Raw genomic sequence first — 20,842 nt, 5'->3', positions numbered from 1 at the left:
CGGGATCCGGCAGGGCGTGCCCCGAACCACAACCGAGCGAGGAGGCCATGCGTACATCCCGTAGGACCCCCCCAGAAGGCGCGGAGGCACAGTCCCCGCCGCCCGCGCGCGGCCGCCGAGCGCATGCCGGACCGCCCGCCGACGAAGGCACGGACGACTTCGCTGGCACGGTGCCGGATCACGCGCCCGCGGGCCCCGGGCGATGGCGAATACGGCCCCGGACCGTGCGGGCCAAGGTCGTCTGCCTGCTGATGGTGCCCGTCGTCTCCCTGCTCGCCCTGTGGGCGTACGCCACCGTCAGCACCGCCCAGGACGTCTCCCGGCTGCGGCAGTCCCAGCGCGTCGACTCCGAGCTGCGGGCCCCGATCTCCGCCGCCGTCACCGCCCTGCAGGCCGAGCGCGCGGCCGCGGTGCGATACGCGACCGAACCGGCCGCCGGACAGGGCGGCAGCCTCCGGGAACTCGCCGCGCGCACCGACCGGGCCGTGGCCGGACTGCGGCTCGGGAGCGACCACACGGTCGCCGACAGCGAGGAACTGCCCCGCGTCGTCGCGCAGCGGCTGGAGACTTTCGTCACCGGAGCCGAGCATCTGCGGACGCTGCGTGCGGCGGTGCTCGACCGCCGCGCCGGCTGGGACGAGGCGTACGGACAGTACACGCAGACCATCGCGACGGCCTTCGGCGTGGACGGCGCCCTCACCGGCATCCAGGCGGACGACCTCGGCTCCGACGCGCGCGTGCTGCTCGAGTTCTCCCGCGCGGGGGAGGCGTTGGCACAGGAGGACACGGTGCTCGCCGGCGCCCGCCTCACCGGCGGTCTCGCGGGCGAGCGGCTGCGGCTGTTCACCGGCGCCGTCTACACGCGCCGTACGCTCACCGCGTCGGCCGTCGCGGACCTGCCCGAGGCCCAGCGTGCCGCCTGGCGGGACCTCGCCGGCAGCAGCGCCTACACGGCGGTCGGCGCCGTCGAGGACAAGGTCCTCGCCAGTGCCTCCGGGGCCCGCGCTGTCGACGCCGCTCCGGCCGCCACCTGGGACGCGGCCCACGCGCGTGTGCGGGACGGCATGCGGGCGATCGAGACGGACGCGGCCCGCACCGTCGCGGGCCGTGCCGACCCGTTCGGGCGGGGTCTGCTCACCCCGGCCGGCGCCGCCGTTCTCTTCGGGCTCGCCGCCGTCGCCGCCTCGCTCGTCATCTCCGTCCGTATCGGGCGCGCTCTCGTGGTCGAACTGGTGAGTCTGCGCAACAGCGCTCTGGAGATCGCCCGCCGCAAACTTCCCGAGGCGATGAGGAAACTGCGCGCGGGCGAGGAGATCGACATCCAGGCCGAGGCGCCGTCCGGACCCTCCGCGGAGGACGAGACCGGCCAGGTCGCCGAGGCCCTGGGCACCGTGCACCGCGCCGCCCTGCGCGCCGCCGTGGAACGTGCCGAACTCGCCAGCGGCATCTCCGGGGTGTTCGTCAACCTGGCCCGCCGCAGTCAGGTCCTGGTCCACCGTCAGCTGAGCCTGCTGGACAGCATGGAACGCCGTTCCGAGGACCCCAACGAGCTCAGCGATCTCTTCCGGCTCGACCATCTCACCACCCGCATGCGACGCCACGCCGAGAGCCTGATCATCCTCTCCGGAGCGGCACCCGGACGGGCCTGGCGCATGCCGGTGTCCCTGATCAACGTGGTGCGCGCGGCCGTGTCCGAAGTCGAGGACTACGCGCGCGTGGAGGTACGCCAGCTCCCCGAGGCCTCCGTCATCGGCACGGCCGTCGCCGACCTCACCCACCTGCTCGCCGAGATCGTGGAGAACGCCGCCCAGTTCTCGCCGCCCCACACGCGCGTGCGCATCACCGGCGAACCCGTCGGCAACGGCTACGCCGTGGAGGTAGAGGACCGGGGCCTGGGCATGGGGCAGGAGACGCTCGCCGAGGCGAACCGGCGCATCGAGCAGTCCGAGGCACTCGACCTGTTCGACAGCGACCGCCTCGGGCTCTTCGTGGTCAGCAGGCTCGCCGCGCGCCACGGCATCAAGGTCCACCTGCGGACCTCGCCCTACGGCGGCACCACCGCCGTGGTCCTGCTGCCCACCGCGCTCCTGCACGGCGTGGCGGCGGAACGTTCCCCCCGCTCGTCGGCGGACGTGGAACGGGCGGCGGAACACGAGTACGCACGCGTGTCCGGTGCCGCCCCGGTCCAGGAGGCCGTCGTCGCGTCGAACGACCGGCCCGCTCTGGCGGTAACCGCCCCGGCCCCCGAGCACACCCCGACCGAGGACCCACCCCCCGGAGTGACCACCTTGCGGCTGCACCGCCCACCGAACGACTCCGAGGGCTCCGACAACCTCCCCCGCCGAGTACGGCAGGCGAACCTCGCCCCCCAATTGCGCACGCAGCGCGCCGAGGAGCCGGACCGCCCACCGGCCTCCCACGACGACCGACGCACCCCCGAACTCGTCCGGGACCGCATGACGGCCTACCGCGACGGCTGGGCGCGCGGCGGCGGCAGGCAACCGGGCCGGGGTGCCGCCCCGGATTCAGCATCGGGCACCGACAGCAGCGAAGGAGACCCCGCATGATCCAGGACCCGAACATGAGGGCCGCCCAGCGATCCGGCGAACTCGACTGGCTGCTGGACGACCTGGTGGTGCGCGTGAGCGAGGTACGGCACGCCGTGGTGCTCTCCAACGACGGCCTGGCCGTCGGCGCCTCGACCGATCTCCGGCGCGAGGACGCCGAACACCTCGCCGCAGTCGCCTCCGGATTCCACAGCCTCGCCAAGGGCACGGGCCGGCACTTCGGAGCCGGCGGCGTGCGTCAGACCATGGTGGAGATGGACGACGCCTTCCTCTTCGTGGCCGCCGCGGGGGACGGCTCCTGCCTGGCCCTCCTCACCGCCGTGACGGCCGACATCGGACTGGTCGGGTACGAGATGGCACGGCTCGTCAAGCGCGTCGGCGAGCACCTCTACGCGCCGCCGCGCATCGCCGCACGGCCGCCGGCCGCCGGATGAACCGAAACGGCGGTCGGCACCGATGACCCAGGACATGAAGGGCGACCCGCAGGAGCCGGGCAGTCAGTGGTACGACGGCGAGGCCGGCCCCCTGGTCCGCCCGTACGCCATGACCGGCGGCCGTACCCGACCCGGCCCCACCGGAGTGCGGTTCGACCTGATCGCACTCGTCACGCTCGACTCCGGCGCGCCCGCCGTCGACGACCACGCCACGCTCGGGCCCGAGCACCGGGCGCTCATCGACCTGTGCCGCACGGAAACGCAGTCCGTCGCCGAACTCTCCGCGGGCGCCGACCTCCCCGTAGGGGTCGTCAGGGTGCTTCTCGGCGACCTCCTGGAACTGGGCTGTGTCACGGTGAGCCGCCCGGTTCCTCCGGCACAGCTGCCCGACGAGCGGATCCTGCGCGAGGTCATCGAGGGACTGCGGGCGCTGTAGATGAAAAGTCAGAACCCATCGCGACGCGGCAGCGGGCCGCACCCCGTTCCGTCATCAATCGGGCGGGAGTCGGTCACTTCATGACGGTACCGATGCAATCCCCCGTAATGGAGCGGAAGTTGTCATGATGCTGACTTCGCGCACAGACGTCGACCACAGCCGGCACTCCCGAGAGAAGTGATCATGGTCTCCGAGCACTCCGACGCCACGGAAGGCGACACGTCCGCCCTGGCGCTGAAGATACTGGTCGCCGGCGGATTCGGCGTCGGCAAGACCACCCTGGTGGGCGCGGTCAGCGAGATCAGGCCGCTGCGTACCGAGGAACTGCTCAGTGAGGCAGGCCAGTTGGTGGACGACACCGACGGGGTGGAGCGCAAGGTCACCACGACCGTCGCCATGGACTTCGGGCGCATCACCATCCGCGAGGGCCTCTCCCTGTACCTCTTCGGCACGCCGGGCCAGGACCGCTTCTGGTTCCTGTGGGACGAGCTGTCCCAGGGAGCCCTCGGCGCCGTGGTCCTCGCGGACACCCGGCGACTGGAGGACTGTTTCCCGGCGGTGGACTACTTCGAGCACCGGCGCATCCCGTTCGTCGTGGCCGTCAACTGCTTCGTCGGCGCGCGCGCCTACGGCGCCCACGACGTCTGCCGCGCCCTCGACCTCGACCGGGGAACACCCGTGGTCCTCTGCGACGCCCGCGACCGGGACTCGGGCAAGGAAGTGCTGATCCGCCTCGTCGAATACGCCGGGCGGATGCACACCGCCCGGCTCCTCGACTCCGTGGGCTGACCGGCCGGCGGCCTCAGTCCGACACGTCCGTCTGCGCCACCACCTTGTCGATGGTGACGCGGACCACGAGTTCGCCCGGAACGCCGTTGCGGGCGCCGAACTCCTCCGCGCGCTCCTCACCCATGTACCGCGCCCCGATCCGGGTCGCCCAGTGCCGTACCTCGTCGAGGTCCTCCGACAGCCGGGCGCGGCCGTTCAGGACCACGAAGTGGAACGGCGGCCGGTCGTCGTCCACGCACAGGGCGACCCGCCCGTCACGGGCGAGATTGCGCCCCTTCACGGTCTCCTTGCCGGTGTTGAACACCACCTCGTCCCCGTCCAGCAGAAACCAGATCGGTGCCACATGCGGGCTCCCGTCGGCCCGTACGGTCGACAGCTTGCCGGTGCGGGTGCCGTCCGAGACGAAGGCCCGCCATTCCTCGTCGGTCATCTTCTGTGCCATGCCCCCATCCTCCTTGCCCGGACGGCGGTCGTGGGGAAGGCTGGCGAGGAGATCCTCCGGCCAGGGGGAGACATCACACGGGGAGACGGAGCATGGCGCAGAACCAGGGACTCGGCTGGCTGCTCGACGACCTGACCGAGCGCGTGGAACACGTACGGCACGCGCTGGTCCTGTCGAACGACGGGCTGGTGACGGGAGCGAGCACGGGCCTGCGCCGCGAGGACGCGGAGCATCTCGCCGCCGTCGCCTCCGGACTGCACAGCCTGGCCAAGGGGTCGGGGCGCCACTTCGGCGCGGGCAGGGTGCGCCAGACGATGATCGAGTACGACGACGCCGTCCTGTTCGTCACCGCGGCCGGCACCGGCAGCTGTCTGTGCGTGCTCAGCGGCGCGGAGTCCGACATCGGTCAGATCGCGTACGAGATGACCCTGCTCGTCAGCCGGGTCGGCGAGCACCTCGGCGTGGACGCCCGGCACCCCGAGCGAACTTCTGCCGCAGACCTCTGACCTGCTCATTCGTCGTTCCCCGTGGAGTTATCCACAGGCTCGCCACGCGAATCGCCGGACCGGCTACGGTTTTTTCACGGCGAACGCACACGGCGCGAGCCACCGACTCCACGGGGGAGTACGACCATGTCGGGCACCACCATCACGCAACCCCACCCCCTTACCTGCGCGCCGAGCCGGGCCGCACGCGAGCTGAGCCTGAAGCGGGGCGAATTCGACCTCGGCGTACACCTCGGTCGTATCCGGACCGTGCCCGACGAGGGAGGGGGCGGGGGCCGCCGGGTCGAGCGCGCCGAGATCGACCGGCTGCGCTCGCAGGAGGGCTTCCCCGAAGCGCTCCGTGAGGGCGTCAAGGCCGTGGGCACCACGGAGGGGGCGAACATCATGGATGTGCCGGTCACCAGGTTCACCCGCTTCGCGCGCCTGGGCCTGATCGTGCCGGTGAAATTCTATTTGAACCGCTATCGAGCCGTGGTCTGGCTCTATCTGGCAGAGGAACTGCGGCAGTTCGCGGCCGACGAGAAGAACGCGCGCCTGCTGACCGGCCGTATGCCCGAGGTGCTGTGTTCCCAACTGGGGACGGGACTGGATCTGCGCGCCCGCAACTGGCGCGGACGTCACCTCGGCTTTCTGCTGCGGCAGGCGCAGAACCCATGGGAACGCGCGGGGGCTGTCGCCGCCTTCCTCGACCTCGCCCACATCGCGGACGTGGTCAAGGACCCGTACGAGCGCTCCCATCTGAACCGGTTCCGCCCGGCGCCGCCCGCGCACGGGACACCGGGATCGCCCGCCGCGCACCTCGCCGAGAAGATCATGACGGCGGACGACCTGGACGAGATCGGCTGGTTGAGGAACGACCTGGCCCGAGGCGTGGAGGAGGCCCGTGCGTATGGTCCCGCACCGCGCCCCGCACCCCGAAACCTCCCACCGACCGTCCGGCCTGCCCCGTCGGCGCCCCGATGTGACGCACCCGCGGCCGAGGCGCGGGAGCGGCCCCGCGGGCTGCTCGGTCGGCTGCGCCGCGGAAGGGCTACAGCGCTCTGAACAGACCTTCCTGGACCACCGAGACGAGCAGGCGCCCCTTCAGGTCGTAGATGCGCCCACGTGCCAGACCGAGGCCTCCCGTAGCGATCGGGGACTCCTGGTCGTACAGGAACCACTCGTCCGCGCGGAACGGCCGGTGGAACCACATGGCGTGGTCCAGCGAGGCCATGTCGAAGTTCCGCGGGCCCCACAGGGGTTCGACGGGAATGCGGACCGCGTCCAGGAGAGTCATGTCGCTGGCGTACGTGAGCGCGCAGGTGTGCTCCAGCGGGTCGTCGCCCAGGGGGCCGACCGCGCGCATCCACACCGCGCTGCGCGGCTCGGCGCCCTTGATCTCGTGGTCGTTCCACCGCAGTCGGTCGACGTAACGGATGTCGAAGGGCTGGCGGCGCGCCATCCGCTCCAGTTGCTCGGGCAGGGCACCCAGATGCTTCCGGATCTCCTCCGTGACCGTCGGCAGGGACTCCGGGTCCGGCACCTCGCGGGCGGGCGGCAGCTGGTGCTCGAAAGGTCCTTCCTCAGGCTTGTGGAAGGAGGCGGTCAGATTGAAGATCGTGCGGCCCTGCTGCACCGCGGTGACGCGGCGGGTCGTGAACGACAGCCCGTCCCGGACCCGCTCCACCTGGTACACGATCGGCACGCCCGGCCGGCCCGGCCGCAGGAAGTACGCGTGCAGCGAGTGCACCGGGCGGTCACCGTCCGTGGTGCGCCCGGCGGCGACCAGCGCCTGGCCCGCCACCTGGCCGCCGAAGACCCGCTGGAGGGACTCCTGGGGACTGCGGCCACGGAAGATGTTGACTTCGATCTGCTCCAGGTCGAGCAGGTCGACGAGTCTCTCGGCCGGGTTCGTCATGGGTGGGATTCTCCTGTGTTCACAGCTGGCCGACGTCGGTCACGCGGACGACCGCGCGGCCCTCCGCGTCGGAGGCCGCGAGGTCGACCTCCGCGCTGATGCCCCAGTCGTGGTCGTCGTTCGGGTCGTCGAAGATCTGACGGACGCGCCACAGCCCGTTCTGCGGCTCCTCCTGGATCACGAGCAGCTTGGGGCCGCGGGCGTCGGGGCCGGTGCCCAGGTCCTCGTACTCGTCCCAGTACTTGTCCATCGCCTCGCCCCAGGCCTGCGCGTCCCAGCCGGACTCGGCGTCCATCTCGCCCAGCTCGTCGACCTGGTCGAGGGCGGCGAGCTCGACGCGGCGGAACATCGCGTTGCGGACCAGCACGCGGAAGGCACGTGCGTTGGTGGTGACCGGCTTCACCTCGTCGGCCCTCTCCTGGGCCTCCTCGGCGGTCATCTCCTCCGGGTTGGCCAGCTGTTCCCACTCGTCCAGCAGGCTGGAGTCGACCTGGCGCACCATTTCGCCGAGCCATTCGATCAGGTCCTGGAGGTCCTCCGACTTGATGTCGTCGGGGACGGTGTGGTCCAGGGTCTTGTAGGCGCTGGCCAGGTAGCGCAGCACGATGCCCTCGATGCGGGCCAGCTCGTAGAAGGACACCAATTCCGTGAAGGACAGAGCCCGTTCGTACATGTCACGGATGACGGACTTCGGCGACAGCGGATGGTCGCCGACCCAGGGGTGACTCTTCCGGTAGGTGTCGTACGCGTGGAAGAGCAGTTCTTCCAGCGGCTTCGGGTAGGTGACGTCCTGGAGGCGCTCCATGCGCTCCTCGTACTCGACGCCGTCGGCCTTCATCGCGGCGACCGCCTCGCCGCGCGCCTTGTTCTGCTGGGCGACCAGGATCTGCCGCGGGTCGTCCAGCGTGGATTCCACGACGGACACCATGTCCAGGGCGTAGGACGGCGACTCCGGGTCCAGCAGTTCGAACGCGGCGAGCGCGAACGTGGACAGCGGCTGGTTGAGCGCGAAGTCCTGCTGCAGGTCGACCGTGAGACGGACGATGCGCCCCTCGGCGTCCGGTTCGTCGAGCTTCTCGACGATGCCGCCGTCCAGCAGGGAACGGTAGATGGCGATCGCGCGCCGGATGTGCCTGAGCTGCTGCTTGCGCGGCTCGTGGTTGTCCTCCAGGAGGTGCCGCATCGCCTCGAAGGCGTTGCCGGGCCGGGCGATCACCGACAGCAGCATCGTGTGCGTCACGCGGAAGCGGGATGTCAGCGGCTCGGGCTCAGACGCGATCAGCTTCTCGAAGGTGTTGTCCGTCCAGCCGACGAAACCCTCGGGAGCCTTCTTGCGGACGACCTTGCGGCGCTTCTTCGGGTCGTCGCCGGCCTTCGCGAGCGCCTTCTCGTTCTCGATGACGTGCTCGGGCGCCTGCGCGACGACGAGCCCGGCCGTGTCGAACCCGGCCCGGCCGGCCCGGCCCGCGATCTGGTGGAACTCACGGGCGCGCAGGGTGCGCACGCGGTTGCCGTCGTACTTGGTCAGGGCGGTGAACAGCACGGTCCGGATGGGGACGTTGACGCCCACGCCGAGGGTGTCGGTGCCGCAGATGACCTTCAGCAGACCTGCCTGTGCGAGCTTCTCCACCAGGCGCCGGTACTTGGGAAGCATGCCGGCGTGGTGGACGCCGATGCCGTGGCGGACGTACCGGGACAGGTTGCGGCCGAACTTGGTGGTGAAGCGGAAGTTGCCGATCAGCTCGGCGATCTTGTCCTTCTCCTCGCGCGAGCACATGTTGATGCTCATGAGCGCCTGCGCCCGCTCCACGGCCTGTGCCTGGGTGAAGTGGACGATGTAGACGGGCGCCTGCCTGGTCTCCAGCAGGTCGGTGAGCGTCTCCGTGAGGGGGGTGAGCTCGTACTCGTAGGAGAGGGGCACCGGGCGGGTCGCCGAGCGGACCACCGAGGTGGGGCGGCCCGTGCGGCGGGTGAGGTCCTTCTCGAAGAAGGAGACGTCGCCGAGCGTGGCCGACATCAGGATGAACTGCGCCTGCGGCAGTTCGAGCAGGGGGATCTGCCAGGCCCAGCCGCGGTCGCCCTCCGCGTAGAAGTGGAACTCGTCCATGACGACCTGCCCGACGTCCGCGTTCTTGCCGTCGCGCAGCGCGATGGACGCGAGCACCTCGGCGGTGCAGCAGATGACGGGCGCGTCGGCGTTGACGGACGCGTCGCCGGTCAGCATGCCGACGTTCTCGGTGCCGAAGAGCTTGCACAGTTCGAAGAACTTCTCCGACACGAGCGCCTTGATCGGGGCCGTGTAGAAGGTGACCTCGTCCCGGGCCAGGGCGGCGAAGTGGGCGCCCGCGGCGATCATGCTCTTGCCGGAGCCGGTGGGCGTCGACACGATCACGTTCGCCCCGGAGACCACCTCGATCAGCGCCTCCTCCTGATGGGGGTAGAGCGTGAGACCGCGCTCCTGGGCCCACGACTCGAAGGCTTCGTAGAGGGCGTCGGGGTCGGCGGTCGGCGGCAGCTGATCGATGAGGGTCACGCACCCATCTTGCCTGGCCTCCCGGCCGATGGGGGAATCGGCTGCGAGTGCGAAGATCACGGCAGCTACGCTGTGGCGCCGACGGAGCGTCAATGCACCCGGTCAACTGGACAGCGGCACACGAGGAATGGGGCGGGGAACGGCCATGATGGGACCAGCACACTCACTGTCGGGAGCAGCCGCCTGGCTCGGCGTCGGAGCGGCTGCCGCCGCGGCCGGGCATCCGATGCCCTGGCCGGTCGTCCTGGTCGGTGCCCTGATCTGCGCCGGCGCGGCGCTCGCCCCGGACCTCGACCACAAGGCGGCCACGATCTCGCGCGCCTTCGGGCCGCTGTCGCGCTGGCTCTGCGAGGTCGTCGACAAGCTGTCGTACGCCGTCTACAAGGCGACGAGGAAGCAGGGCGACCCGCGCCGCTCCGGGGGGCACCGCACGCTGACGCACACCTGGCTGTGGGCGGTACTGATCGGTGCGGGCTGCTCGGTGGCGGCCATCGCGGGAGGCCGCTGGGCGGTGCTGGCGATCCTGTTCGCGCACATGGTGCTGGCGATCGAGGGCCTGCTGTGGCGGGCGGCCCGCGGTTCCAGCAGCGACGTCCTGGTCTGGCTGCTGGCCGCGACCAGTGCGTGGATCCTCGCGGGCATCCTGGACAAGCCGGGGAACGGCTCGGACTGGCTGTTCACGGCGCCCGGCCAGGAGTACCTGTGGCTGGGGCTGCCGGTGGTGCTCGGGGCGCTGGTGCACGACATCGGGGACGCGCTGACCGTCTCCGGCTGCCCGATCCTGTGGCCGATCCCGGTGGGCCGCAAGCGCTGGTACCCGCTGGGGCCGCCGAAGGCCATGCGGTTCCGGGCGGGCAGCTGGGTGGAGCTCAAGGTGCTGATGCCGGTGTTCATGCTGCTCGGGGGAGTGGGCTGCGCCGCCGCCCTCAATGTGATCTGACGGCCGGGCCGCGGTCAGGCAGCCCCTCCGCCCGGGCCGGAGTCCCGCTCTGCCCCGCCGTACCGCCGCTCGAAGGCTGCGACGCGGCCTTCCGAGTCGACCGTGCGGGCCTTGCCCGTGTAGAACGGGTGGCTCTCCGAGGAGATCTCGACGTCGACCACGGGGTACGTCTCGCCGTCGTCCCACTCGATGGTCTGGTCGCTGGTCGCGGTGGATCTGGTCAGGAAGGCGTATCCGGCGGAGCGGTCGCGGAAGACCACGGGGCGGTAGTCGGGGTGCTTGTCCTGCTGCATGGATGCTCCTCGCAGGGTGCGGTCGGTGGGCAGGGAGCACCGGGGTCACCCGTAGAAGGTGTCCTCGTCCACGATGTGCATCGCGGCCTCCTCGGCGGAGGCGCCCGCGCCGTCGATACCGACGTCCGTGGCGACCAGGGCGCTCTCCTCGTCCTCGTGCGCGCCCTCGTCGGGTGCCACGAGGCGGCCGGAGCGGAGGGCGCCGACCTCGTTGTCCAGGGCTTCGCCGTCGGTGCCCTGGATGTCGCCGATGCCGTCGTCGTCGGGCGCGGTGAGATCGGGCAGCTCCTCGGCGAGGCGCTGGTCGAGGGTCTCGCCCTGGTGGCGCTCCGCCGCTGTCACGCCGGTGTGCTCCACCGCCCACGGCCGCTCGGGAGGGGACCAGCCCCGGTCGAGGGGATCGCCGACACCGTCGTCGACCAGCGTGTCCTCCACGTCGAGCAGCCCCGAGTCCTCGCGGATCTCGGATCCATCGGGCTGGTAGACGTCATCTCCCCATCCGTCGGCGCTGTCCACGGGTACCTCCAGGTGACAGGGACGGCCCGTTCTCACCACGATCGGCAAAGGGCCGCCGGCACACGCGGCACGAATACCCGGCTCGAACCGGACGGTTCCCGGGCGTCCCCCGAACCGGTGCCGCTATCCAGCCTTCCACCCCTGTTCGGCACCGCGCAACGTCACGGGCCCTGGCCTGCGCGTGCGCATCCGCACCACGGTCCCGGGCGGCTCGCCGCACGGCCCCACACCGGGAGGACATCCTCCTGTCCGGGCCCGTCGCCCCCGCCTCGCAGCCCTGCTCGGGTACCTGCCCCGACCCCGGCCAGGTGTCGTGGGCTCCGGCGGCCTGGGCCGGGACTCGACAGTGCCGCTCCGGTCCTGGCGCGGCTTGCGGCAGCGCCCGGCGCCGGGAGTCCGTGTGCCCGGTCCGACCCGACCCGACCCGGCCAGGCCCGGCCCGGTCCGACCCGACCCGGCCAGGCCCGGCCCGGTCCGACCCGACCCGGCCAGGCCCGGCCCGGTCCGACCCGGCCAGGCAGGCCTGGCCGGGCGCGACTCGCGCTGCGGCCCGATGCGGGAAGCCCGAGTCCCCGCCCGGTCCTGTGCGGCTCGCTCCACAGTCCGGTGTCGGGAACGTGGTGCCGGAGGGCGCGGACGTGTGTCCTGGCCCGATCCTGTTCTGTCACCCCTCCCGCGGCCCGGAGCCGAGGGCGCGGCCACCGGGGCCGGTCGGGCACCGCTCAACCCCGGGCCCGGGGACCTGCCTCTTCGTTCACCCGTGCTCACCCGTGCCAGGACCGCCACAGTGCCGCGTAGGCGCCGTCCGCCGCGACCAGCTGGTCGTGGCTGCCGAGCTCGCTGATGCGGCCGTTCTCGACGACGGCGATGACGTCGGCGTCGTGGGCCGTGTGCAGACGGTGGGCGATGGCCACCACGGTGCGTCCGTCGAGGACGCGGGCCAGGGAGCGCTCCAGGTGACGGGCCGCACGCGGGTCGAGGAGCGAGGTGGCCTCGTCCAGGACCAGCGTGTGCGGGTCGGCCAGGACCAGCCGGGCCAGCGCGATCTGCTGGGCCTGGGCCGGAGTGAGCGCCAGCCCGCCCGAGCCGACCTCGGTGTCCAGGCCGTCGTCCAGTGCCCGTGCCCACGCGTTCGCGTCGACCGCGCCGAGGGCCGCCCACAGCTCGGCGTCCACGGCGTCCGTGCGGGCGAGCAGGAGGTTGTCGCGCAGGGAGCCCACGAACACGTGGTGCTCCTGGTTGACGAGGGCGACGTGCGAGCGGACCCGCTCCGCCGGCATCCGGGACAGCTCGGCCCCGCCCAGGGTGATCCGGCCGTCACGGGGTGCGTAGATGCCCGCGAGCAGCCTGCCCAGCGTGGACTTTCCCGCGCCCGAGGGGCCGACCAGGGCGAGCCGCATGCCTGGTGCGACCTGCAACGACACTTTGCGCAGGACGTCGACGCCCTCGCGATAGCCGAAGTGCACCCGGTCCGCGTGCAGGTCCCGGCCGTCGGGGGCGACGGAGGCGTCACCCGCGTCCGGCTCGATGTCCCGCACGCCGACCAGGCGGGCCAGCGACACCTGGGCCACCTGCACCTCGTCGTACCAGCGAAGGATCAGATTCACCGGGTCGACGAGCATCTGCGCGATCAGCGCGCCGGTCGTCAGCCGGCCCACGTCGATCCAGCCGTGGAGGACGAAGACACCGCCGACCATCAGGACCGAGCCGAGCACCAGCACATGCACGATGTTGATGACCGGGAAGAGCACGGAACGCAGCCACAGCGTGTACCGCTCCCAGGCCGTCCACTCCTTGATCCGGCGCTCCGACAGGGCGACACGGCGGTCGCCGAGGCGGTGGGCCTCGACGGTGTGTCCGGCGTCGACGGTCTCGGCGAGCGCGGCGGCCACGGCGGCGTACCCGGCGGCCTCCGAACGGTAGCCGGACGGCGCCCGCCGGAAGTACCAGCGGCACCCCACCACCAGGACCGGCACGGCGAGCAGCACGGCGGCGGCCAGCGGCGGCGCCGTGACGACCAGCCCGCCGAGCAGCAGCACGACCCACACGACACCGATCGCCAGCTGGGGCACCGCCTCGCGCATGGCGTTGCCGAGCCGGTCGATGTCCGTGGTGATGCGGGACAGCAGGTCACCGGTGCCCGCCCGCTCCAGGACGCCCGGGGGGAGCCCGACCGAGCGGACGAGGAAGTCCTCGCGCAGGTCGGCCAGCATCCGCTCGCCGAGCATCGCACCGCGCAGCCGCACTTCGCGTACGAACGCGGCCTGCACGATCAGCGCGAGCACGAAGAGCCCGGCGGTCAGGCCCAGATGGAGCTCCCGGGCCCCGTCGGAGACCCTTTCGACGAGCCCGCCCAGCAGATAGGGGCCCGCCATGGAGGCCACCACGGCCACGGTGTTGACGGCGATGAGGAGCAGGAAGGCACGGCGGTGCCGCCGGAACAGTTCGGCCACGTAGGCGCGTACGGTCGTGGTGGCGCCGACGGGCAGGGTGGTGGCCGTTGTCGGTGCCGCCGGATCGTACGCCGGTGGCGCAACGCCGATCATGCGCTCTCCTCGATCTCTTCCAACGCGCCCCGCAGGGCAGTCTCGTGGTCGTCCAACGCGGTCCGCACGGCTGTCTTGGCGACGTCCGGCGCGTCCTGCGGGACGGTCTCGTCGTCGGGTCCGCCGCGGGCGGTGGCCTCCTCCTCGGTCTCGCGGGTCACGACCGCCCGGTACCGGGGTTCCGTGAGCACCAGTTCGCGGTGCGCGCCGACTGCCACGACGTCGCCCTCGTGCACCAGGACGACCCGGTCCGCGCGGTCCAGGAGGAGAGGTGACGAGGTGAACACCACGGTCGTGCGTCCCGTCCGCAGCTGCCGCACCCCCTCCGCGATCCGCGCCTCGGTGTGCGAGTCGACGGCGGAGGTCGGCTCGTCCAGGACGAGCACCTCGGGGTCGGTGATCAGGGACCGAGCCAGCGCGAGCCGCTGGCGCTGGCCGCCCGACAGCGAGCGTCCGCGCTCGGTGATCCGCGCGTCCATCGGGTCGTCGGCGTCCAACGACCCCTGCGTGAGCGCGTCCAGCACGTCCCCGCACTGCGCGGCCGCCAGCGCCTCCTCGGCCCGTATGCCGCCGGACGCGGGTACGTCGAGCAGCTCACGCAGCGAGCCGGAGAGCAGCACCGGATCCTTGTCCTGGACGAGGACGGCGGTGCGGGCGGAGTCGAGGGGCAGTTCGTCGAGCGGCACGCCGCCGAGCAGAACCGACGGACCCGCCTCGGCGGGGTGGCCGCCGAGCCGTTCCGCGAGCCGTCCCGCCGCATCCGGGTCGCCGCACACCACGGCGGTGAACCGGCCGCTGCGCGCGAGCAGTCCGGTCGCCGGGTCGTACAGGTCACCCTCCGGCAGGGCGGCCTCACGTGACCCCACGGCGTCCGTGGCCCGCTCCAGGGACAGCACGCGCGCGGCCCGTTTGGCCGACGGGCGTGAGAAGGAGTAGGCCATCGCGATCTCTTCGAAGTGGCGTAGTGGATATGTGAGGACCATGACCGCGCTGTAGACGGTGACCAGTTCACCGACGGTGATCCGGCCCTGCCGGGCCAGGTGGACGCCGTGCCAGACGATCGCGATCAACAGCAGACCCGGCAGCATCACCTGGATCGCGGAGATCAGGGACCACATCCGGGCGCTGCGCACGGCCGCGTGCCGTACCTCCTGCGAGGCGCGACGGTAGCGGTCGAGGAACAGCTCCTCGCCGCCGATGCCGCGCAGTACGCGCAGACCGGCGACGGTGTCCGAGGCCAGCTCGGTGGCCCGGCCGGCCTTCTCCCGCTGGAAGTCGGCGCGCCGGGTCGCCCGGGGCAGCAGCGGCAGCACCGCGAGCGCCAGCACGGGCAGGCCCACCGCGACGACCACGCCGAGCGCCGGCTGGTAGACGAGCAGGCCGACGCAGACCACGACGACCGTGAGCGCGGCCGCGGTGAAGCGCGACGCGGCCTCGACGAACCAGCCGATCTTCTCCACGTCGCCGGTCGAGACGGCCACCACCTCGCCGGCCGCGACCCGCCGGGTCAGCGCCGAGCCCAGCTGGGCGGCCTTGCGGGCGAGCAACTGCTGGACGCGGGCGGCCGCCGTGATCCAGTTGGTGACGGCGGCCCGGTGCAGGAACGTGTCGCCCACGGCGATGCCCGTCCCGCACAGCACCATCAGGAAGCCGGTCAGGGCGAGCCGGGTGCCGGAGCGGTCGACGACGGCCTGGACGGCGAGGCCGACGCAGAACGGCAGCGCGGAGACGGACACGAAGTGCAGCAGGCCCCAGGCCAGCGACTTGAGTTGGCCGCCGAGTTGGTTCCGCCCCAGCCACCACAGGAATCGGGGACCCGAGCGTACGTCCGGTACGCCCGGGTCGGGATACGGAAGGTCTTGAATCTGCATGACGTCCCAGTGGCTCGTGTCAGGTGGGGAGGAGCGGTGACAAGCCGTGAAAGGTTCGCGTCGGAGCGTGGACGAAAGCAAACGGTTTTCCAGGGGGCCGTACAGAACCGGCAAGCCCTCCGCCTGCCCCCCTTTGTGGGACGGTGTCCGGAACATCGCGTAATCGGCCGGTACGTCGTGCCAGGATGGCTCGGTGCGGATCGACGGGGTGCGGCGTGTGGCGGTCGCGGTGGCGGCCCTCGGAACCTTCCTACCGGTTCTGGCCGCGTGCGGCACACCAGGAGGCGGTGACGGTGAACGGGAGCCCGCGGGCCGGGCCGGGCAGTCCCGCCCCGGTGGTCAGGACCCCACCCGCATCCCGGATGTCGGCGACCGTCTCCAGCGGCGGATTCCGGCCGATTCCCGCCAGGTGGTGGCGGTCTACGGCAATGGCGAGGACTCGGCGGACTCCACGGTCGTGCTCTACACCAGACGGGGCAACACCTGGCGCGTTGCCGGCAGTTGGCCGGCGCACAACGGCAAGCGCGGCTGGACCACCGATCACCGCTCGGGCGACCGCCGCAGCCCCGTCGGTGTGTTCACGCTCACCGACGCGGGCGGCGTGCTCGAGGATCCCGGTGCCAGGCTGCCGTACACGCGGGACCCTTCCTTTGCCGCCCCGCGCTGGTGGGCCGAGTCGCACTGGCACGACTTCGACTACGTCATCGCCATCGACTACAACCGTGTCCGGGGAACCCCGCCGAACGACCCGCGGCGCCCCGAGGGGGAGGTGAAGGGCGGGAGCATCTGGCTGCACATGGACCACGGCAGCGGTACCTCGGGATGCGTCGGCATGGCCAAGTCCGACATGGAGTTCCTGCTGCGCACGCTGGATCCGGACCGGCATCCCGTGGTGGTGATGGGCGACAGGGCCCACTTGGAGGCCTGATCCGGGCAGGGCCTCATTGCGGGGAGAGCCGCACGCGCCGTAGAACACCGGCCATGAGAAGCCGGATAGTCATGTCCATGCTCGCCGGAGGAGCCCTTCTGGCGAGCATCCTCCTCGGAGCGGGGGCCGCCCCCGCGCAATCCGCTGCCTCGCACTCCGCTCCCGCCGGATCCGCCGACGTCCCCGCCGAGTTCGGCACCGACTGGCACGATCCGGTCACCGCCGCCCCGCCGGTCACCGAGCCGGTCACCAAGTCCTGCCAAGTCACCCTCGCCGAGGTCCAGTTCCGCGACTTCACCCCGTACAAGGGCACCTATACGCCGCCGGACGGTTGCGGCGACCGCTGGAGCAAGGTCGTCCTGCGCCTCGACGGCAAGGTGAAGGGCCGCCAGTACGACCGGCTCGGCTATCTGCACGTCGGCGGTGTCGAGGTCTTCCGCACGTCCACACCGGAGCCGTCCCCGGACGGCATCGAATGGTCCGTCGAGAAGGACGTCACGCGCTACAGCGACACCTTCCGCCGCCCGCAGGACGTCGAGATGCTCATCGGCAACGTCGTCGACGACACGTACACGGGCGTCATCGACGTCAAGGTCACGCTGACCTTCTACACGGGCAGGTCCGCCACCGCGCCCGACCGCGTCCTCACCCTCACCGACACCGCCGACGGCACGACCGTCACCACCCCGCGCAACAGCGAGCGCATCGTCGCCGAGGTGTACGCCACCGGATCCGGCGGCGGCTGCGAGGAGTTCTGGTACCTGACGGTGGCCGACCCGGCACCGTACTCCTGCAAGGCCGACCACGGCCCCTACCGCGAGGTACAGATCAAGGTCGACGGCCGGCTCGCCGGGATCGCCGCGCCGTTCCCGAACGTGTGGACCGGCGGCTGGTCCAACCCCTTCCTCTGGTACGTCGTTCCGGGTCCGCGCGCCTTCGACGTCAAGCCGATCGAATACGACCTCACCCCGTTCGCCGGGCTCCTGAACGACGGCCGCCCGCACCGCGTAGAGGTCTCCGTCGCGGGCGTGCCCGAGGGGCAGGCGGGCTGGAGCGCCCCCGTGAACGTGCTGGTCTGGCAGGACCCGCACCGGGCGCACGTCACCGGCGGGCTCACCGTCGACAGGGGGGGCGACCTGGTCAACTCCTCGACGTACACACCCGGTTCCGAAGAGCACCGCGTGGACACCGAGGCCGGTCACCGGCTGACCGTCGCCGGATACGTCGACACCTCGCACGGACGTGTGACGACCACCGTCAGGCGGACGCTCGCCCATTCCTCCGCGCACCGCTGGACCGATGGTGAGACGACGGACGGACTCAACGCCACCTGGACGGACGACGAGTCCGTCACGGTCGACGGACGCGGGCCGGCCCGGACGACGCACACCCACCGGACGTACACGATGGACGGAACCACCACCCTCGGCACGGACGACCGCCTGCGCACCGTCCTGACACTGGGGGACCGGGCGGCGGTCGTGGCGACGCGCGAGGGCCGGCGCACGGCGTGGTCGAGGCTCGACGACACCTACACCGGCGATGCCACGTACACCGTGAACGTGCCCCGCGATCAGCGCCATGCGGTCGGCACGACGAGCGAGCGCTACCGGTGGTACGGCTCGGACGTCTGCTACGACCGCTCCCTGACGACCGTTCAGGGTGTGCTCACGCGGGACGACACCGGCTGCTGAACCACCTCTGTGCTCGACGCCTCTGTGCCCGACGGGCTCGTGCCTCGATCAGCAGCGCTTGACGGCTTCCCCGTCGATCAGCGTGTCCAGCAGCCCGCCGAGCATCTCGCGCTGCTCAACCGACAGCGGGGCCAGGATCTCCTCCGCGGCCGACCGGCGTGCGCGGCGCAGCTCCGTAAGTGTGCTGCGCCCGTCGTCGGTGAGCTCGATCCGTGTCACCCGGCGGTTCGTCGGGTCGGGCACCCGGCGCACCTTGCCACCCGCCTCCAGGCCGTCGACCAGCGTCGTCACCGCGCGCGGCACCACCTCCAGGCGCTCGGCGAGGTCGGCCATGCGCGGCGGCGAGCCGTAGTGCGCGAGGGTGCGCAGCAGCCGCGACTGCGCCGGGGTGATGCCCAGGTCGCGCTGGAGCAGATGGCGCTTCTGGATGCGGTGCACCCGGCGCGTGAGCCGCAGCAACTGTTCGGCGAGCAGGCCCTCGGGATCGGGGGTGGTCATGCGGGAACAATATCAGGACCGTGTGCATTGTTCATTGTGAGCATTGGTAACAATGAGCTATGCTCCGTCCGCCATCGTCGGCCGGCCTCCGTGCCGACGCCCGCACACCTCCGTAGGAGCCCATGCACCCCGACCGTGAACCCTCCTGGACGCCACCTGCCGAAGCGAAGGAACAGCCCCGGCAGGTGCGCCGCATCCTCGGACTCTTCCGCCCCTACCGCGGTCGGCTCGCGATCGTCGGCCTGCTGGTCGGCGCCTCGTCGCTCGTCTCGGTCGCCACGCCGTTCCTCCTCAAGGAGACCCTCGACGTCGCGATCCCCCAGGGCCGCACCGGCCTGCTGAGTCTGCTCGCGCTGGGCATGATCCTGAGCGCCGTCCTGACCAGCGTCTTCGGTGTGTTGCAGACGCTGATCTCCACGACCGTCGGCCAGCGCGTCATGCATGACCTGCGCACCGCCGTCTACGGCCGCCTGCAGCGCATGTCACTCGCCTTCTTCACCCGCACCCGCACCGGCGAGGTGCAGTCCCGGATAGCCAACGACATCGGCGGCATGCAGGCCACCGTCACCTCTACCGCCACCTCCCTGGTCTCCAACGTCACCAGCGTGGTCGCCACGATCATCGCGATGATCGCCCTGGACTGGCGCCTGACCGTCGTCTCGCTGCTCCTGCTGCCCGTGTTCGTCTGGATCAGCCGCCGCGTCGGCAACGAACGCAAGAAGATCACCACCGAGCGCCAGAAGCAGATGGCCGCCATGGCCGCCACGGTCACCGAGTCGCTCTCCGTCAGCGGCATCCTGCTCGGGCGCACCATGGGCCGTTCCGGCTCGCTCACGGCGTCCTTCGCCGAGGAGTCGGAGGGCCTGGTCGAACTCGAAGTGAAGTCGAACATGGCCGGCCGCTGGCGGATGGCCGTCATCACGATCGTGATGGCCGCCATGCCCGCCGTCATCTACTGGACCGCGGGCGTCGCCCTCCAGATGGGCGGCCCCCAGGTCTCGCTCGGCACCATCGTCGCCTTCGTCTCGCTCCAGCAGGGTCTGTTCCGCCCGGCCGTCAGCCTGCTGTCGACCGGCGTCCAGATCCAGACCTCGCTCGCGCTCTTCCAGCGCATCTTCGAATACCTCGACCTGCCCGTCGACATCACCGAGCGGGACCTGCCCGTCCACCTCGACACCGTCAAGGGCGAGGTCCGCTTCGAAGGCGTCGAGTTCCGCTACGACACCGACAACGACACGGTCGCCCCGGTCATCGACGGCATCGACATCGCCGTCCCGGCGGGAAGCAGCCTGGCGGTCGTCGGCTCCACCGGCGCCGGCAAGTCCACGCTCGGCTACCTCGTGCCCCGGCTGTACGACGTCACCGGCGGCCGCGTCACCCTGGACGGTGTCGATGTCCGCGACCTCGACTTCGACACCCTCGCCCGCGCGGTCGGCGTCGTCTCGCAGGAGACGTACCTCTTCCACGCGTCGGTCGCCGACAACCTCCGTTTCGCCAAGCCGGACGCCACCGACGAGGAACTGCACGCGGCGGCCGAGGCGGCCCAGATCCACGACCACATAGCCGCGCTGCCCGACGGCTACGACACGGTCGTCGGCGAGCGCGGCCACCGCTTCTCCGGGGGCGAGAAGCAGCGCCTGGCCATCGCCCGCACCATCCTGCGGGACCCGCCGGTCCTCATCCTCGACGAGGCGACCAGTGCCCTGGACACCCGTACCGAGCACGCCGTCCAGGAGGCCATCGACGCCCTGTCGGCCAACCGGACGACGCTCACCATCGCGCACCGGCTGTCCACCGTCCGGGCCGCCGACCAGATCGTGGTCCTCGACTCCGGGCGCGTGGCCGAACGGGGCACGCACGACGAACTGCTGGAGCTCGACGGGCGGTACGCGGCCCTGGTCCGCCGGGACGCGCAACTGGAACCGGCAAGATGACGATATGCCAGGTTTGGT

The 20,842-nt window shown here is 71.4% G+C and carries 18 protein-coding genes; 10 read left to right on the top strand and 8 right to left on the bottom strand.

Features of this window, described 5'->3' with window-relative positions; translation table 11 throughout:
• The first annotated feature begins 47 nt into the window (after window positions 1-47).
• The 4 genes from ACIPSA_RS31905 to ACIPSA_RS31890 all read left to right on the top strand — a co-directional run bounded on the left by ACIPSA_RS31905 (window position 48) and on the right by ACIPSA_RS31890 (window position 4,226).
• Window positions 48-2,567: a nitrate- and nitrite sensing domain-containing protein gene (locus tag ACIPSA_RS31905; RefSeq protein ID WP_402640633.1), complete on the top strand. Its 2,520-nt coding sequence runs from the start codon at window positions 48-50 to the stop codon at window positions 2,565-2,567.
• Window positions 2,564-3,001 (top strand): roadblock/LC7 domain-containing protein, encoded by a 438-nt coding sequence (locus ACIPSA_RS31900; protein WP_402640631.1) that lies wholly within the window; start codon window positions 2,564-2,566, stop codon window positions 2,999-3,001. Before ACIPSA_RS31905 ends, ACIPSA_RS31900 begins: the two co-directional genes overlap by 4 nt.
• A gap of 22 nt (window positions 3,002-3,023) precedes the next feature.
• Window positions 3,024-3,437, top strand: a complete 414-nt coding sequence (locus ACIPSA_RS31895) for a DUF742 domain-containing protein (protein WP_402640628.1) — start codon at window positions 3,024-3,026, stop codon at window positions 3,435-3,437.
• A 183-nt stretch (window positions 3,438-3,620) separates the two neighbouring features.
• Window positions 3,621-4,226: a GTP-binding protein gene (locus tag ACIPSA_RS31890; RefSeq protein WP_402640626.1), complete on the top strand. Its 606-nt coding sequence runs from the start codon at window positions 3,621-3,623 to the stop codon at window positions 4,224-4,226.
• Window positions 4,227-4,239: 13 nt separating this feature from the next.
• Here ACIPSA_RS31890 and ACIPSA_RS31885 read toward each other — a convergent pair whose 3' ends face one another.
• Complete coding sequence (locus tag ACIPSA_RS31885) at window positions 4,240-4,668, bottom strand: PPOX class F420-dependent oxidoreductase (protein ID WP_402640624.1); 429 nt, start codon at window positions 4,666-4,668, stop codon at window positions 4,240-4,242.
• Window positions 4,669-4,760: 92 nt separating this feature from the next.
• Here ACIPSA_RS31885 and ACIPSA_RS31880 point away from each other — a divergent pair, with 92 nt between their 5' ends.
• The gene (locus ACIPSA_RS31880; RefSeq protein ID WP_402640621.1) at window positions 4,761-5,174 is read left to right on the top strand and encodes a roadblock/LC7 domain-containing protein; all 414 of its coding nucleotides are present in this window, start codon (window positions 4,761-4,763) and stop codon (window positions 5,172-5,174) included.
• Between the two features lie 126 nt (window positions 5,175-5,300).
• Window positions 5,301-6,218 (top strand): DUF6397 family protein, encoded by a 918-nt coding sequence (locus ACIPSA_RS31875; protein ID WP_402640618.1) that lies wholly within the window; start codon window positions 5,301-5,303, stop codon window positions 6,216-6,218.
• Here the strand turns inward: ACIPSA_RS31875 and ACIPSA_RS31870 are convergent.
• Window positions 6,205-7,071, bottom strand: a complete 867-nt coding sequence (locus tag ACIPSA_RS31870; RefSeq protein ID WP_402640615.1) for an acyl-CoA thioesterase — start codon at window positions 7,069-7,071, stop codon at window positions 6,205-6,207. The two genes, ACIPSA_RS31875 and ACIPSA_RS31870, sit on opposite strands and share 14 nt — an antisense overlap.
• Window positions 7,072-7,090: 19 nt before the next feature.
• Window positions 7,091-9,604, bottom strand: coding sequence for a DEAD/DEAH box helicase (locus tag ACIPSA_RS31865; protein ID WP_402640612.1), 2,514 nt, complete (start codon window positions 9,602-9,604; stop codon window positions 7,091-7,093).
• 145 nt (window positions 9,605-9,749) lie between these two features.
• Between ACIPSA_RS31865 and ACIPSA_RS31860 the strand changes: the two genes are divergently transcribed.
• Window positions 9,750-10,544: a metal-dependent hydrolase gene (locus ACIPSA_RS31860; protein WP_402640609.1), complete on the top strand. Its 795-nt coding sequence runs from the start codon at window positions 9,750-9,752 to the stop codon at window positions 10,542-10,544.
• A gap of 14 nt (window positions 10,545-10,558) precedes the next feature.
• Here the strand turns inward: ACIPSA_RS31860 and ACIPSA_RS31855 are convergent, their stop codons facing one another.
• The 4 genes from ACIPSA_RS31855 to ACIPSA_RS31840 all read right to left on the bottom strand — a co-directional run bounded on the left by ACIPSA_RS31855 (window position 10,559) and on the right by ACIPSA_RS31840 (window position 15,770).
• Window positions 10,559-10,837, bottom strand: coding sequence for a type B 50S ribosomal protein L31 (locus ACIPSA_RS31855; RefSeq protein ID WP_402640606.1), 279 nt, complete (start codon window positions 10,835-10,837; stop codon window positions 10,559-10,561).
• Between the two features lie 45 nt (window positions 10,838-10,882).
• Window positions 10,883-11,353, bottom strand: coding sequence for a DUF5709 domain-containing protein (locus ACIPSA_RS31850; RefSeq protein ID WP_402640603.1), 471 nt, complete (start codon window positions 11,351-11,353; stop codon window positions 10,883-10,885).
• Between the two features lie 764 nt (window positions 11,354-12,117).
• The gene (locus tag ACIPSA_RS31845) at window positions 12,118-13,899 is read right to left on the bottom strand and encodes an ABC transporter ATP-binding protein (protein WP_402640602.1); all 1,782 of its coding nucleotides are present in this window, start codon (window positions 13,897-13,899) and stop codon (window positions 12,118-12,120) included.
• Complete coding sequence (locus tag ACIPSA_RS31840) at window positions 13,896-15,770, bottom strand: ABC transporter transmembrane domain-containing protein (RefSeq protein WP_402640599.1); 1,875 nt, start codon at window positions 15,768-15,770, stop codon at window positions 13,896-13,898. Before ACIPSA_RS31840 ends, ACIPSA_RS31845 begins: the two co-directional genes overlap by 4 nt.
• A 193-nt stretch (window positions 15,771-15,963) precedes the next feature.
• Between ACIPSA_RS31840 and ACIPSA_RS31835 the strand changes: the two genes are divergently transcribed.
• Window positions 15,964-16,698 (top strand): L,D-transpeptidase family protein, encoded by a 735-nt coding sequence (locus ACIPSA_RS31835; protein ID WP_402640595.1) that lies wholly within the window; start codon window positions 15,964-15,966, stop codon window positions 16,696-16,698.
• A gap of 53 nt (window positions 16,699-16,751) precedes the next feature.
• Window positions 16,752-18,392: a peptide-N4-asparagine amidase gene (locus ACIPSA_RS31830; RefSeq protein ID WP_402640592.1), complete on the top strand. Its 1,641-nt coding sequence runs from the start codon at window positions 16,752-16,754 to the stop codon at window positions 18,390-18,392.
• A gap of 48 nt (window positions 18,393-18,440) precedes the next feature.
• On the opposite strand, the gene ACIPSA_RS31825 is transcribed toward ACIPSA_RS31830, so the two are convergent.
• Window positions 18,441-18,890 carry a MarR family winged helix-turn-helix transcriptional regulator gene (locus tag ACIPSA_RS31825; RefSeq protein WP_402640590.1) on the bottom strand — a complete coding sequence of 150 codons (450 nt, stop codon included), beginning with the start codon at window positions 18,888-18,890 and terminating at the stop codon, window positions 18,441-18,443.
• Window positions 18,891-19,012: 122 nt separating this feature from the next.
• Here ACIPSA_RS31825 and ACIPSA_RS31820 point away from each other — a divergent pair, with 122 nt between their 5' ends.
• Window positions 19,013-20,824, top strand: a complete 1,812-nt coding sequence (locus ACIPSA_RS31820) for an ABC transporter ATP-binding protein (RefSeq protein WP_402640588.1) — start codon at window positions 19,013-19,015, stop codon at window positions 20,822-20,824.
• Window positions 20,825-20,842 lie beyond the last annotated feature (18 nt).

Source organism: Streptomyces sp. NPDC086549, assembly GCF_044746205.1.
Taxonomy (GTDB): Bacteria; Actinomycetota; Actinomycetes; order Streptomycetales; family Streptomycetaceae; genus Streptomyces.
Note: the sequence above shows the minus strand (reverse complement) of the source record. Positions and strands in the feature narration are given on the sequence as shown.